General features: G+C 49.7%; 11 protein-coding genes (1 of these 11 cut by a window edge). 10 read left to right on the top strand and 1 reads right to left on the bottom strand.

The window, feature by feature from the left end:
* The first annotated feature begins 397 nt into the window (after nucleotides 1-397).
* From OKC29_RS20995 to OKC29_RS20950, 10 genes are all read left to right on the top strand, one after another.
* On the top strand, nucleotides 398-1597 hold the full coding sequence (locus tag OKC29_RS20995; RefSeq protein ID WP_247141886.1) for a hypothetical protein: 1200 nt from the start codon (nucleotides 398-400) through the stop codon (nucleotides 1595-1597).
* A gap of 92 nt (nucleotides 1598-1689) precedes the next feature.
* Nucleotides 1690-3129 carry a ParB/RepB/Spo0J family partition protein gene (locus OKC29_RS20990; RefSeq protein WP_247141888.1) on the top strand — a complete coding sequence of 480 codons (1440 nt, stop codon included), beginning with the start codon at nucleotides 1690-1692 and terminating at the stop codon, nucleotides 3127-3129.
* 760 nt (nucleotides 3130-3889) lie between these two features.
* Complete coding sequence (locus tag OKC29_RS20985) at nucleotides 3890-4534, top strand: DNA methyltransferase (protein ID WP_323890484.1); 645 nt, start codon at nucleotides 3890-3892, stop codon at nucleotides 4532-4534.
* A gap of 9 nt (nucleotides 4535-4543) precedes the next feature.
* On the top strand, nucleotides 4544-4774 hold the full coding sequence (locus OKC29_RS20980) for a hypothetical protein (RefSeq protein WP_247141904.1): 231 nt from the start codon (nucleotides 4544-4546) through the stop codon (nucleotides 4772-4774).
* A gap of 468 nt (nucleotides 4775-5242) precedes the next feature.
* Nucleotides 5243-5833 carry a hypothetical protein gene (locus OKC29_RS20975; protein WP_247141903.1) on the top strand — a complete coding sequence of 197 codons (591 nt, stop codon included), beginning with the start codon at nucleotides 5243-5245 and terminating at the stop codon, nucleotides 5831-5833.
* Between the two features lie 160 nt (nucleotides 5834-5993).
* On the top strand, nucleotides 5994-6443 hold the full coding sequence (locus OKC29_RS20970) for a hypothetical protein (protein WP_247141901.1): 450 nt from the start codon (nucleotides 5994-5996) through the stop codon (nucleotides 6441-6443).
* 623 nt (nucleotides 6444-7066) lie between these two features.
* Nucleotides 7067-7561, top strand: a complete 495-nt coding sequence (locus tag OKC29_RS20965; protein ID WP_247141896.1) for a hypothetical protein — start codon at nucleotides 7067-7069, stop codon at nucleotides 7559-7561.
* The gene (locus OKC29_RS20960) at nucleotides 7551-9734 is read left to right on the top strand and encodes a type IV secretion system DNA-binding domain-containing protein (protein ID WP_247141895.1); all 2184 of its coding nucleotides are present in this window, start codon (nucleotides 7551-7553) and stop codon (nucleotides 9732-9734) included. Before OKC29_RS20965 ends, OKC29_RS20960 begins: the two co-directional genes overlap by 11 nt.
* 75 nt (nucleotides 9735-9809) lie before the next feature.
* Nucleotides 9810-13187, top strand: a complete 3378-nt coding sequence (gene mobF, locus OKC29_RS20955; RefSeq protein ID WP_247141892.1) for a MobF family relaxase — start codon at nucleotides 9810-9812, stop codon at nucleotides 13185-13187.
* Between the two features lie 989 nt (nucleotides 13188-14176).
* Nucleotides 14177-14578: a hypothetical protein gene (locus OKC29_RS20950; protein ID WP_247141847.1), complete on the top strand. Its 402-nt coding sequence runs from the start codon at nucleotides 14177-14179 to the stop codon at nucleotides 14576-14578.
* Nucleotides 14579-14611: 33 nt separating this feature from the next.
* On the opposite strand, the gene OKC29_RS20945 is transcribed toward OKC29_RS20950, so the two are convergent.
* A protein-coding gene (locus OKC29_RS20945; protein ID WP_270669609.1) for a conjugal transfer protein TraG N-terminal domain-containing protein crosses the window boundary here: on the bottom strand, nucleotides 14612-15565 show its 3' end. 2631 nt of this gene lie beyond the right edge of the window; only the last 954 of its 3585 coding nucleotides appear in the window; its start codon lies off the right edge, out of view — the gene reads right to left on this strand; its stop codon occupies nucleotides 14612-14614.

Genomic DNA, 15565 nt, shown 5'->3' with positions numbered 1-15565 from the left:
GCTATTATACCTATGTCAGCGATGATTGCTGACCCTGTCGGCCGAGGTGCGTGGCCTGAGGATATGAAATGAACGACCCCATCCAGATATTTGAACAGATCGGCACTTCCTCTCGCGGGAAATGCTCCCTCTATGTAGTCCGCGAAGCTGTAGCGGATACGCGCCAGTTACGGCCAGTTGCATTTGCAATGACTGGTCGGACAGGTATCAACCGCCTCGACTTTACCTGTACCAATGCAGATCGCCTTAGTGTGCATTGGCAAGGATTCTGCGAAAACAACCGTGATGGCTGCGGTGAGGTGAGGTGGTGCACCAATGGGTTCATTCTCGAGGTGTAAGCGTGTAATTTGTGGGGCGCGCTCGTCGCCCCATATCTGGGCTGAGAAGGACTGTTGCAATGAAAAAAATGACACTTGGTGATTTTTACCAAGAGCATTGGGGAAGTGACCCGGCTCGCTTCCTTGAATCTCAATGGGGGAAATTGGCGAACCTGGCTACTGCAGCCAATCTGGTTTGGGATCAATGCAACATCACAGTTTCTCCATTTCCCAGGGAGAGCTTACGCCATCGAGGGGAGGCACTGAGTTACGCCTCCAAAGAGGACAAAGGGCGGGTCATTGTGACTGTATACACCTCGGAGGTTATAAACCGCCTGAACCGCACAGCGTCCGAAAGGTTACTGGTTCCGGTCGTGAGCTTTAGGAACTATCGGAACAGCGTGAACTTTGAGGGCAAGTGGAACGGATATGATGCTCTGTGGGATGAATTCAACAACTGGCGGAATGGGCATCCTGTTTCGAAGCCAGAGCAACAGGACAAGTTCCCCCATCATGTTGGGTTAAGCACTCAGGATGCCAAAGGCCAAGAAGTGAGCCTCATCGCCTGCAAGGCACAATTTGACGGATGGCCTTTGATGATGCCGTCTGAAAAATTCCCATACTGGTCTCGTAAAGGTCTCGATGGCCTACACCGTGTACTCCCAATGCGCTGCGGCCATGCCAGGGTGAGAAAGGGAGAGGATGTCGAGTGTCTGGCAGGTTGGAGCAGGTCAAAGATGGATTTTGTTGCTATCGCGACCACAGACATCGAGAAGAGATTCAGAGGCTACACCCGGATTCAGGCCGATGGCGGAAAATTCCTCCCTAAAGGGCTAAACCCATTGGGGTCATATGTGTCAATAGGGAACGCGAACCGTCCTACCCCGAAACTGCTATGTGAAGGGGTTGCTACTGGCGGCGCTCTGCACAAGGCTACCGGCTGGCGTGTTGAAGCTGCGCTGTTCGCCGATAACTTGCCTGCTGTAGCTGAAACCTTTGCACAACATGCGCCAGATGAGCTGTGTATTGTCGTGGCCGACAACGACCGATATACCCCTGAGCATGGCAACAAAGGGGTGCATAAGGCGTGTGAAGCAGCAGCGATCCTCAAAACAAGGGTGCTTGTGCCTCAGTTTTCAACGACCGAAGGGAGGCCTACAGACGGCGATGATCTTTACCTCATGGGGGGGATCGATGAAGTCAGGCGCCAGTTGAGTGAGGGAACGTACCTGGACACCGATTTTTGCCAGAGCGTAGCAGGCATTTTCTGCCTAATATAACTTGCATTAAGTTTGCAGTCTGCTATTATGGGTGGGTCGGCAAGTTATGCCGAACCCGTCGGCCGGGGTGCGTGGCCATAGGAGATTTGTATATGGAACAGCAAGCTGCAATTACTCTTTTTCACCGTGACCCTGAACAGCCCCGTAAGAATTTCGACATGGAGTCACTGCGTGAGTTGTCTAAATCCATTCTGCGCCATGGTGTTATCCAACCGATCGTTGTCCGTCCCCATCCGAAGCGTGAAGGCGAGTACCTGATCGTGGCTGGAGAACGCCGCTGGCGAGCCGCGAAGTTAGCCAAACTGGATGCCATCCCTTACCGTATGGTGAAAGAAGGAGAGGGGGTCGATATCAGAGCGATCCAAGCGGCAGAGAACCTGCAACGGCAAGACCTTACTCCATTTGAATATGCTCAGTCAGCGCAAAACTGGCTTTCAGAAGCTAACCCTGATGGTTCTAAGCGGGTGCAGAAGGATTTGGTGGCGGCTTTTGGTCGAAACTCCACCTTCTGGTCAAGAATCCTGCGACTCAACTCTTGTGATCCGCGGATCGCAGAACTGACCAAGAACGGGGCCGTGACCAACATCAATACACTCTCTGCTCTCGTTGCAATCAGCCAGCTGGATCCCGAGCGCTTCGAGCGGGTGGTCAGTGAGATTGAAGCCGGGACCGCGCCGAATAATCTCGAGCGACACACCGCCCGTCAGTTGGCCATTGCCAAATGGGAGTCCGAGAAGGGGAAAAAGCTGCCCCTACCAAATGCCCATGGTGTTTACAGCGAGTATGACGCGGAGCGGTTTACCCACTCGGCCCCACCCGCAGGAAATGGAGCCTATGGATTTGGGCAGGTGTGTGTGATTGAAATCGAGTCTGGGTGGATCTGGAAATGTAGCGGTGGGAACTTTAGCGGTCCGTTGATGGATCGGGAGGAAGACCGCTGTGAGACTCGTGAAGAGGCGATCAAGCGTGGGGCCGAGGCTATTTACAATCGTGCCTACAATGACGCAGTCAATGCAGCCTCTAAAGTGGGATTGAAGTGCTACAAGAGCCTTTTGAAATGGGCAGCCGAGCTGGCCGGGATCGAACCTGCTGATGTCGATGCTGCGCGGTCAAGGGTTGAAGAGGAAAGACTAGCTCAAGAGCAAGCTCGTCTCGAAGAATCCAGCAGTTTGGCCCAAACGGCAGGAGTGCAAACTGGTACCGGAACTGGGGATGAATCTGAGGAAGAGGGGGAGAAAACCACACAAGAACCCGTCAGCACCAACGTTGTCGCCATTCCTCAGGTGGCGGCATCTAATATCAGCACCAAGGATGCCAGCAGCAATGAAGACCAGCCGCTGGTCGCGCCTCTCGTAGCAGTGCCAGCTTCCATCGCGGTGGAAGTTGTACCGGATGGAGTTGAACTGGTGATCGATGGTGTGAAAAAAGTTCTGACGGTAGATATGGCCGATTTCCTATCAGACAAGCTGATGTCTGCAGTAATGACCAGACGAGAACAGCAAATCTGTCACTTACCTGCAATTCGGCACTGATTGCAGTACTGCAAAAGCCTCCCGCAAGGGGGGCTTTTCGTTTCATTGTGTAGTCGATTCCCCATGGATACCGCGCCGCGAGCTCGGCCAGACAGCCTCCGGCGTCTGCCACGCGCTCGCCGCTGGAGAGCCCCTTCCCATGGGTACCCGCGACCCTGCCGTGCGCTCAGAGCGTTCCTGGTAGCGCTGCAGACGGTACCGCGCCGCGAGCACGGCCAGACCGCCTCCGGCGGCTGCCACGCGCTCGCCGCTGGAGATCCCCCTCCATGGGTACCCGCGCCCCTGCCGTGCGCTCAGAGCGTACCTGGTAGCGCTGCAGACGGTACCGCGCCGCGAGCACGGTCAGACCGCCTCCGGCGGCTGCCACGCGTTCGCCGCTGGAGATCCCCCTCCATGGGTACCCGCGCCCCTGCCGGGCGCTCAGAGCGTTCCTGGTGGGGTTGCAGATGGTACCGCGCCGCGAGCACGGCCAGACCGCCTCCGGCGGCTGCCACGCGCTCGTCGCATGCGATCACCCCATGGACTCAGAGGCCTAGTTATCCACCGCTGGGGCCCTGCTGCCCGATGCCAGTCTGCAAGGGCCGAATTGTGAGTGACGGTCTTCGCCCTTCAAGCAGCTTTCGCGGCATATCCTCGTCGCAAGCGACTCGGTATTCCACGGTCTGCTTGACACTCATTCGGCCCTTGCCTCGTGGCATCGGGCAGCAGGGCAAGATGACCATGTCGGTTACTCCCGCGGCCTCAAAGGACGAGGTGAGATATGTCAAGAATGGTCTTGGGCGATAGCGTGGAAGTCATGGGAAAAATGCCGAATGGAGTGATCGATTTTATCCTCACTGATCCGCCCTATTTGGTGGGATTTAAAGACAGAAGTGGAAGGGAGATTGCCAACGATATAAGCGATGAATGGTTGGCTCCAGCCAGTAAGGAAATGTACCGGGTACTCAAGGCAAACAGCCTGGCAGTCAGTTTCTATGGATGGAACCGGGTCGATAAATTTGTGAGCGCCTGGAAAAGTGCGGGGTTCAGGATTGTAGGGCATCTTGTATTTGCAAAGCCCTATTCATCAAAGGCTACTTTTGTTGGGTATAGACACGAATGTGCATACCTGTTAGCGAAAGGCAGGCCCCCACTACCAGATGCACCAATATCAGATGTTCTGGAGTGGGAGTATTCAGGAAATCGACATCACCCGACAGAAAAGCCGGTGTCAATATTAGAACCGTTGATAGAGGCATTCACTAAGCCAGGGGATATTGTTCTAGATCCGTTCGCGGGTTCAGGTTCGACATGCGTTGCGGCTGCAAGATTGGGGCGTCGGTTTATCGGTGTTGAGTTATTACCTCAATATCATAAAGAAGCCATAGCAAGGTTGGAACCATTCTCCAAACGACAAGCTGCATGAGGTAGTGATATGAAAATTCATTCATTAGATAAGATAGAGTATGTCTCTGAATTGCTGCGACTGGCATCTGTGGCAATTAATGAAATATTAGTTATTGAGTTGACACATGAAGACAAAAAAAGTCGTGTAATTGACAATCTATTGAAGAGGCATCTTTGCACAATTGAGGCTGATGTTTTATCAGCATACGAGAAAACTGGCATCATCAGTTCTTGCTTGAATGAAATAAGGGGGGAATAAGAGGGGGCCCCTTCGGCTCGCGCTAAAGCGCTCGTCCGTCCCACTCGTCTATGCGGTCGGCTTCGCCGGCCGCAGACTCGCCGAGCCCGTTCCGGTCTCGGGCTATCGCTAGGGCCGGATGCCTAAAAGAAATGCAGCCTTAATATCGCTGTCCGCAAGCGGACCCACCCTCTCCGTAGTAACTGTCCTGTCCCGGGCCGCAAAGACGGTTTAGCAGGGAGGGGGGGGGGAGCCTGCCCCAGGTAAACACTCCAAAGAAGTTTCGGCCGACCTGCCACCTTCCCGAATATCAACAACGGAGGGGCGGCCTTATACTCGCTTGCGCTGCGCGCGCTCGTTTTAATATGTAGAATAAACCAGCCATTTTATTTTAATTGCAGCACTGCAATTCATTGCCTGATATAACCATCGTGATATAATTAAACCAGTTAGAAAACCGACGCCGGGGCGTGGCGATAAGGAGATGATATGAATACTGCAATGCCTGTTTCTGTTTCACCATCTTTCATCCCAAACAATGAAATTGGCATAATGATTGCCAATTTCAAAGAAAGGGTTGAATGCGTGGATTATGATGATGATGAAAATGCTCTGAATACAACCAGACTCATAACGGAAAGAACCTCATTCGTTGTTGAGGTGTCATTGTACGGCGGGATCACATTGTGCATTTCACGGGAACGTCTTAGCACGGAATTTTTCCCTTCATTTTCGGAATGCGATGATAAAGACGATAACGAAGTTGAAGTGGTTTATAGTGCAGCAGTGTTGAAGGCAAATGAAGCCTACGCCGAACAAGTATATAATATCGAATGGTGTTCTGATTGGCGTTCTGATTGGTTTCCTCATGAGAGCAGCATCGCCGATGGAATTAAAATGGCGTGGGAATATCTGAATAACCAGGGAAGCTCTACGGGTGATGAAGTGTCATTTCCGTTTCCAAGAGCGGGCATGGCTACAGTTTTTGATTATTCATTCAAACGCTGGCTCTACCGCAAGAATATGGATTGGGTAATGAGCGTAATGGCCAGCAGGTTTCAATCCCATTTTTCGAGTTAATAAATAATGCAGAAACAGTAATGCCATGGTGGGGAGAAAGTCAAAGCCCCACCAACAAAAATAACAATGTGAACGAGCATTATATTATCGTATAATAAAGATATTCGAGAGGCATCCTCTCAATCCCGTTGGCCGGGGTGCGTGGCCCGAGGAAAAGATAGTGAACGAAATAATTTTTAGCATCAGACCCCAAAGATCTACCGAGTATGTAAGACCAAACTACCCGAGCGCAGTAGACACGGCATTATTGAATATCCTGAGTGCCGAAGCCTTGTTATGCGAACTACGCGAAACAAAGCAGTTAGACCTCCCCGTGGCAAAACACCTAGAAAAGGCAAGCGATAGTGCCCTTAACATGGTGATATTCGCAGGCGAGGTACTGGGACACTATCTTGCGGCAGGTTCACCAGTTGCAGCACTGCATATATCAGTACGCATATCAAAGGCCAAGTTAAACTGCTTCAATCAGGTGCTGGCCCGCATCGAGGGTTTAGAAAAATCCTGGTATGTAAGGGATGCTTGGGAATATGGGTTAAGGACCGGGGAGTCAAAATATAACGAGATGTGGGGGACGGAGAGAACTCCTAATGCTCCCTGGTTGTGGGAGTAAGATTAAAGGGGCCTAGGCCCCTTTTTTTTTGCACGCCCTTCGTATCGTGATCATATCGTCAGACACTATCAGTAACGCACCATCTACCTCATCAGCCCGCTTCAGCTCATCAAAGTTAACAACCCGATAACCACCTCCCTGTTTATCTGTCAGGTAGATACCCAACTCCCTTATAAGCGAATCCGCAGCCTGAAACTGTTGGTGTTGCATAGGACTATCCCGAATTTTTATTAGCAGCCTCGATTGGGCTGTTATATTTTGCACGTAATACCAGTTGATGCAAATAGATTTTTACACTCATACGCCGTGTGGCTTTATTAAAACATTTTAACGCCGTTACACCCTTAAAAGCGCCTAGGGGCAGACCCAACGACCCTGGAAGGAAGCCTCACGGCAGGGGGAGAAGAAGGGCACACCCTACGCACCGGCTGGTGCAAGGGGTTCCATCGGATGAATCCCTTGCTGCGTCTGGCCTAGAGGGTGGGTTACGCGAAAGTTACACTATAGCCCATGAGAACCCATCTATGGGTTACGCAAAATGCATTATTGAGGTTACGATGGTGCCTTGGTGTGCTGATAATGCTATTATCGCGTAACGTGAAGAACGTTACGCGAGGTGATAAGTGAGGCAGAAAGACATCCAGGTTAGGCATCGTAGGTTCCTGGAAACCGAGGCGATGACAGTGAAGTTTAGGGGCTTGGCTCCTGAGATGATCCAGCACATGTCCAGAACGGACAGTGAGACCTTGAGTGACTGGATAAAGGACGCTGTTAGGTTCAGATTGCGTTATGACTTGAAAGGGGATTTGTCACTATCAGAGTTCATATCGCTTCAGCCTTCAATCCCCTTTAAAGCAATTGACGCCAATGCAGATGAGGTTGTTATTAGAGCCCTTGAGGAGTTAAACGCTATGGCCGGTCGGGCGGATAGCGATATGGCTCTTGTTATAAGGATGTTGTTCCAGATTACTCATTTCATGAGGGCTGGACTTGGCGATTTGATTTTTTCTAATCCAAATCTCAATACAAATGGAATCGACGGGCAAAGGGTTTTTGAGGAAGGAAAAAAGGTATCGCATGAATTCCTAAAGAGAGCAAGGGGGGAGAATGTCGGGTAATAATACCAGGTCGGAAGAGCTAGTTCGTGGTGGGCAGATTGTCCAGCATAAGTTCACGATGTTGGCTCAAGTTATAAAAACAGCAGCATTCTTTGGTGTGATAGTGTTTATAGCAACCGTCTATGCACGATACATGCTGGGAACTGACGACTATCAACGATACTTGTTTGGGACAGCGTTAAAGACTACGGTGTATTTTCATCCCAACCCTAAAGATACCATGGAGTTCATTACACCCAATGGAGACAAGAGAATAGTTCGAGTTGTTGATGTTATAAACAACAAAAGAGTGTCTGATAATTTTGATTACGTTATGACGCTCATCGAAAGTGGAATGCTCATTGGGGCAGGTCTATTTGTTTTATTAGTGCTGCTACTCATATTTTATTTCATAAGATATGGTAGGGAAACAATGAGGCGTGAGGTGATTAATGGCATTCCCTTGGAGCCAGATTCTCGGAAAGTAATAAATCTTATTGAGGCGATGAATGCCAGGGTTGGGTATGTATCAAGATACCATGTTGGTGGTATACCTTTCCTCCACAACACTGAAACTTTCAGCATTCAAATTACGGGTGCGCAAGGGCAAGGTAAGTCGCAAACTATTTGTGCCTTGCTTGATGAAATAAGGGCCAATGGGGACAGAGCTATCATTTACGATAAGCAGCGCTCCTTTATAAAGTATTACTATGACGAAAAGATAGATAGGATCGTCACTCCTTTTGATGAGCGGTCGGTAGGGTGGAATATACATGCTGATGCACATGCAATTCATGAATATGAGTCAATTGCACAAGCAATGATACCCATGCAGGAAGATTCCAACAAAGATCCATATTGGGTCTTGGGGGCAAGGACAATATTGGCGGTAACTGCGGCAAAGTTTAGACATGAAAACAGGTTGAAGACAAAAGATCTGCTACAGACTCTTTATAGCCTTTCGTTGGCCGATATTGCCAAGCTCCTCAAAGGTACACCTGCTGGTGCTTTAATTGACGAAAAGAACCCAAAAACATCTGAGTCAATTCGCTCCGTGCTTACTGCCTATATTAAGTCAATGAACTATGTCTTTGATGATGTGCCATATGAAGATCTTTTTAGTTTTAAAGAATGGGTGTCTGGTGGTTCTGGATGGTTATTTCTAACATCGAGGGGAGACATACATACAACGGTTAAGCCGCTTTTTACCGCAATGATTGAAGTGGTAATAAAAGCATGCATGATGCTTGATCAAGATAGAAATAGACGGATATTCATCATACTTGATGAAGTACAGTCTTTGAACTTTATACCGGCGTTTACCGATGGGCTTGCAGAATTAAGGCAGTTTGGCATTGTATTTGTAATAAGTTATCAGCTTCAAGCTCAATTAAGGACAATCTATCGGGAAACAGGAGCAACCACGATTAGTGGATTGCTAGGAACCAGGGTTGCATATCAAACACCTGATGAGCAAACAGCTTCTTGGTTAAGTAAGAACTTCAGTGAGACTGAAGTAAAAGAAATGGAGACAACTAAAAGCTTTGGGGGGTCATCATTAAGAGATGGCGTTACGGTAAGCCCGGACACAAAAAAAAGAGAGGTCGTTCCTCCTAGCATGATTATGAACCTTGAACCACACAATTGCTTCGTGAAAATGGCAGGTGGGTCAATTCCAGTTACACAACTTTATATTCCTTACAAACATCGAGATGAGATTGCAAGCCCATTTAAAGAAAGAGATTTGTCTCACCTTGCATTCGGACATCTGACGTTCATTGATGATCAAAGCCACCAAAGCACAGAAAACAATGAACATGCCAGACAGCCCAAGCCTGTTGACGTTGAGGGTATTGTTCCGCCTCGAGCCAAGCAATTACCTAAGAAGCCTAAAACTGTGAGGAGGGACAAAACAGAAGTTGCAGAACTGCAAATGCAGAAGCCACTGTTTGATCCCACATTTATGAGTCCATTTACCGAAAAAGAAAGTGTAAGTGGGAGTAGTGATAATGAGGCTTTGACGCTAGTGCTTACCGGTTCAGAAGCTGCGGAGATAATTGCACATGCCGATGGTCAGTATCTTGAGGTCACAACACTTGAGCCTCTGCATGAAGCTGAAACAGTTAATGATGAAGTGAGAAGCCTGGATAACAAGCAGACAAGATCACTTTCAGAACCGGACTTGGAGATATAGCCAATGCTATCTTTATCAAACATGACATCTGCATCCGGTGCCGCTCAGTATGCGGCATTAGGTGATGATTACTACATGGATGCCCCAGATATAATGCCAGAAGAATTATTGCCTGATGTAAGCACAGGCAACACCCCAATTCTTCAAGAAGATGAAGTGATAAGTGGTGGTACTGGTAGTAGTAAAGATGAAAACCCAGCTGGTACTAAAAATGAAGCTGCTGTAGATAAGCAAACGGGTTCAGAAAGGGCGGCTGGTGTGCATCCTGATGACAAGGAGAAACCGGTCCCTGAGAAGAGTGATGGAACCACCGGCCGACCAAGCCTCAATGAGGCAGATCATCCTGGAAAGCCAATATACAACTCGATGTGGGTAGGTGAGGCTGCTGCGAAAATGGGGCTCAGTGGCCGCGTCAAAGTCGAGGACTACAAGCGACTTCTGGACGGAGTTACTCCAACGGGTGAGCAGTTAGGCAGGATCAGGAACGGGGAGGTAGAGCGGCGCCCAGGCATCGATTACACATTCACCCCACCAAAGTCAGTGTCGATTATGGCGCTTGTGGCTGGTGACGAGCGAATAGTGAAAGCCCATATGGAAGCTGTGATGGAGGTTATGGCCAAAGTTGAGAAAGATGCTACGACCAGGGTTTATGATTCGGGCATGAGAGTGCCCGTGAAAACGAGCAACATAGCCGCAGCTCTCATGACACACACAACATCGAGAGCAGGTGATCCAAACCTCCACACTCACAGCAACATCATCAATATGACACAGCGGCCTGACGGACATTGGGGGAGCTTAGACTTCACCAATCTCTGGGATGACAGTAAAGGGCGTTATGGCGAAGTCTACAGCATCATGCTTGCTCGAAAGCTGACAGAACTCGGGTATGTAGTAAAGGCAATCGGTAAGAATGCTGAGTTCGAGATCGCGGGGGTTTCTGATCGTCTGATAAACGCATTTTCAAAGCGCAGAGATCAAATCAAAGAGGCCATGGCTGAGCGTGGGATGGAAGGACCACGGGATGCCGAGATAGCGAATCGGATGACCAGAGAAGCAAAATCAAAGCTCCCCTATCAAGAACTACAGCAAAAGTGGTACCAAGAAACCGGCCACGAACTGGGCTCTCTTCAAGCATTGAAGGAACAGTCACGCGAGCGTCAACGTTCAGGCATCGAGGTTGATCCTGTAATAGAAGCGCAAAAGGCCCTCAAGTTGTCTATCGAGCATCTATCACAGCGTGAGGCTACCTTCGAGATCAAAGACATCATCTCGTCTGCAAGGTCGGTCGGCATAGGCATGCTAACGGAACGTGCTCTTCAAGAGGAATACAGCAAGTTAATCCAATCTGGAGACCTAATCCCAGGCCAAAGAGACGTTAGTCGAGTAACTACAAGAGAAATGCTCGCTCTGGAGCAAGACAATATGCTCAGAGTTGAAATGGCGAAGAACTCCGTGCACCCAATAGGAGGAGGGGAGCAGCTCGAAGGTGTCCAGGCACGCTATCGCCTGCTAGACGATCATGTTGCTGCTTTAAGCACCATTCTAAACGCTGAAGATTCTCTTGTTGTCTTGCAGGGGAACCCTGGGGTAGGGAAAACAGTGATGATGGCTGCAGGGAAGGAGATAATCGAGTCTAGGGGATTCAGGGTCAATGGTGTATCTGCTTCGGCTACCGCTGCGAAGCAGCTACAAGCCGACTCCGGTATAGAGTCAACGACTCTGCAAGCCTACCTACTGGAAAACCGCCGATTTTTGGAGCGAAATGTAGATAGAGACTTGGCTATCAGTGAGCTAAAACGCTCCCCAGAATTCAGGCCTAGTGTTTTGATAGTCGACGAAGGGAGCTTTGTGGACACACTACGGTTTAATGAGCTTTTGCAAATCGCGGAAGCAACCGAAACAAGATTAGTGCTATCAGGAGACAGAAAACAGTTAGAATCTGTTGATGCGGGAAAACCATTCGCACAAGCACAAGACCATAGGGCAGAGAAAGCTGAATTAACCAAAATTCTTCGACAAAAGAACGAAAACATTAAACAAGCTGTTTATGATTTATTAGATCGGCGAGTGAGGCCAGCATTTGAAAAATCAGATGTTAGAGAAGTTCCAAGGGTCGGTCGTGATCCCGCAACACAAGAGGAAATGGTATCACACGCGGTAGACTTGTACTTTGAAGGAGATAAGCTTCAACGTGATAATACCTACCTGATTGTGACCACTAACAAAGAGGCTCAACAGGCAAATGCAGAGGTTCATGCACGAAGAATAGAGCTTGGAGAAGTGTCTGGTGACACCGTAAAAATGTCAGTATTTAAAGGGAAAGGTTTAACAAACGCAGAGATGAGACTCTCTCAAAAGTACAACCAGAACGATGTTATTAGATTTAACTTTAACGATAAAACAAATGATATAAAAGTGGGCAGCTACTATGTCGTGAGCAGAAACGACATATATGTTGAGGGTGAGAGAAAACTATTGCTGACATCTCAAGATGGTAAAGGCCAGTTAATCATATCACCTGATAAATTCCCTGACCTAGGCGGTGGGATGGTTGAGATTTTTGAATCTCGCATGATCGAGGTGGGACAGGGGGATGTACTTCGCTGGAGGAGGAATGACCTGTCGCGCGGCATGGTGAACTCTGAGAAGATCGTGGTTCAGGGGGTTGAGGAGGGGGGGCTTAAGTTCCTAGATGAGGCCGGGGTGGAACGAAGCATAACGCTGACGGACTATAGAAACAGGCATCTTGATTACGCCTATGCGGCCACGACCCATTCTGTTCAGGGGGGTAAGGCAGATAAGGTGATATCGTGCATGCATTCAAACAACCGGTTACTGTCTATTAGTTTAGCCATGGTGCAGACATCTCGAGCTGTAAATGAACATATATTGGTTGTTAATGACAAAGACAAGGTTGTTAATCGTATTGAGAATACAAAGTATGAATCTGAAGCCGCTCTTGAAATGTTCGGGAATAATAATCGCCCGCTAAATATGACAACGTTGTCCGACCTAAGGGAACTGGTGGCAATGCATGGTGTAGATTTGAAAACCGTATATGTCTCGTTAGTGGCTGAACTCAACGGCGATAGAGCTATGGCTCAGCGGTATATTAGGGCAGTGGGCGAAAACCCGGACATAATCGAAGCGGCAATAGTATCTGCAAAAAATTCCGAGGCTAATCACAATAAAACAGACCTGGAGTTAAAAGGACAAGATCAGCATCTTAAGGACGTAACCGCTATGCTTTCAAAAGGGGATATGTCGCTTGTGGAGGCACATGAAAGGCTTATGGAAGCTGGGTTGTCAAAAGAAACAGTTAATAAGAGTCTATCGCATTATTTTGCTGAGGAATTAATGAGTATGCCTGTTTCACCAGGGAATGATAAACCTATAGAGATTCAGAAGACTTATAGCTCACCAAAGCATGAAATAGACCTTGATATTTAACATTGGGCCGAAAGGCCCTTTTTCATTTTTAAATTCACACTCTGGTTCCTGAAGTGGGTGAACGAGGGGAGGGGGCATTGCAGTGCTGCAACCGCTCGGGGCACTCCGCTGGTCAGCCCACTCCTACCTCTCCGCGGTGGTGCGAGATCTGATCCGGCTGGCGTGCTGCTGGGCCATGGCCATGTCCCCGGGCGGGACGGCAGACAGGGGTCATCACCTGGTGGGCAACCCGGTCCGGCGGCCTGGCTCCCAGGGGCGGGTGATCGCGGGCAGGAGCGCGCTGCAGTGCTGCAACCGCTTGAGGCACCCCGCTGGCCGGCAGCCCCAGCCTCTCCCAGGTGGTGCGAGATCAGATCCGGTGGGCGTGCTGCTGGACCATGGCCAAGTCCCCGGGCGGGACGGCAGGCAGGGGCAATCACCTGGTGGGCGGCCCGGTCCGGCGGCCTGGCCCTGAGGGGCGTGTGAACGCAGGCAGGAGCGAGCTGCAGTGCTGCAACCGCTCGCGGTGCAGTGTCGGCCGGCGACGTTGCCGAGCTGGGGTCACCGGTGGGGTGCTGCTGGGCGATGGCCAAGTCTCCGGACGCGGTGGCACGCCAGGGCTAACACCTGGTGGGCGGCTCGGTCCGGCGGTCTAGCCCACAGGGGGCGGGTGATCGAGGGGAGGAGCAAGCTGCAGTGCTGCAACAGTTCGAGACACCCTGTAGGCCGGCGACATTGCCGAGCAGGAATCACCGGTGGGAACACTGCTGGGCCAAGTACCCGGGTGGGACGGCAGGCAGGAACCATCAGTTGGTGGGGGAGCCGGTTCGGAAAGCTGTGGCCCTGCTCGACAACGGGGCTCTAGGGGGGCAAGGGGCGATTCTCTTTGCAGTCCTGCAATAATTAGGAAAATACTATTTTCGAGCTGCGTTTAACACTTTATAAAATTACTATTTTGTCAAATTTAAATCTGCTATTATATTGAAAGTTAGATATTAATGGGAGGCCATATGTTGAGTAAGATAGAGATTGACCAGCAAATTGGTTATGGAAGCGACAGGGCTTTCCGCTATTACCTTCTATCATTTTCAGTTATGGCACTCGGATTTATATCAGTGTTTTTTGTGGGCGTGGGAATAATCATCCTACTCCTGTCAATAGCCAATGTGCACCATGAAGTAAAAGATGCTTACGCTAAAAATAACGTGTTAATTAAATTCTCTGAGAAAGAGATAACTTCTGTTTCTAAAAATTTTGAAATCGCATTTTTAGAGACGGTGAATGACGTTCAAGACGATGATGTTGATGAACACAACACTGGGCCATCTTCTCTTTCTAGTAGAGCGGGGTGTGCAGGTGACCGTGTTTATGATTATTTTCATGAACAAACGCAGAGAAATCTTCATAGGTAAAGAACAAAAAACCCGGCCTTGGCCGGGTTTTCTTTATCTCTTAGGTAGTGGTGAGCCTTCTTTAACTATTGAGTCATGCGATATCTCTACTGCTGGTCTCGCATCGGATGTATTTTTAGAGTTATCCCCAAAAATATCAAACCCACTGTTTTCTGGACTGCTATTACGTTGTTGAGCTGCAACAGCTTGTTCGACCATGCCTCTAACATCTTGCTGCTGAGTAGGGAAGGCAGTGCTACCCATCTGGACCGGTTGATTAAACTGATCCGCGACAGAGACGGGGCTTACTGTTGGATGCACTTGTACCTGGTGCGCAGCAGCATGAGCAGTGCGTTCGGTCGCAGCTTGCTGAATGACCTCCTCTCGAGGAAGCGCAGGTGTCCCCGGCTCCTGCTTAGGGCGTGAGCCAAGCAGGTAGTCATACTCCCGCTGAGGTTTAGGTTTGGTAGGGACAAGAACTTTCTCTTCTGCATTGTGGTCAAGGTCAGATTTAAGCAAGTTAAATTTATCTGGATCTCTGGCTTCTTTCAATTTCTGTTCAATATCACTTTCTGTAGCCTTATCAGGAGACATTTTAAATATTGAACTTGTCTCATTTCTATCCCCTTCGCTTTTGTTCCTATCTCCCATCATGGGGGAATCGCTAAAGCTGCTCAGCTTATTTTCCCAATCTGTTTGCATTGCATTTCCTTTATCAAGAAACGCACGCTCACCATCAGTCTGTCCAGGCTGCCTAATTGCTGCCTGGGGCACGGCGAGTTGTTCGGTGCGGAGCTGCGGTGTGTCAGTGGCCATCGGCTGCGGCTGACCGTTTGCGGGTACCACAGGGGCGCGCTCGGCGGCCAGGGGCGCGGCGAGTTGCTCGGTGCGGAGCTGCGGTGTGTCAGTGGCCATCGGCTGCGGCTGACCGTTTGCGGGTACCACAGGGGCGCGCTCGGCGGCCAGGGGCGCGGCGAGTTGCTCGGTGCGGAGCTGCGGTGTGTCAGT

The sequence above is a fragment of the Aeromonas sp. QDB34 genome, assembly GCF_027705405.1.
Lineage (GTDB): Bacteria > Pseudomonadota > Gammaproteobacteria > Enterobacterales > Aeromonadaceae > Aeromonas > Aeromonas hydrophila.
The sequence above is the reverse complement of the archived record's forward strand: the minus strand, read 5'-3'. Positions and strand labels throughout refer to the sequence as shown.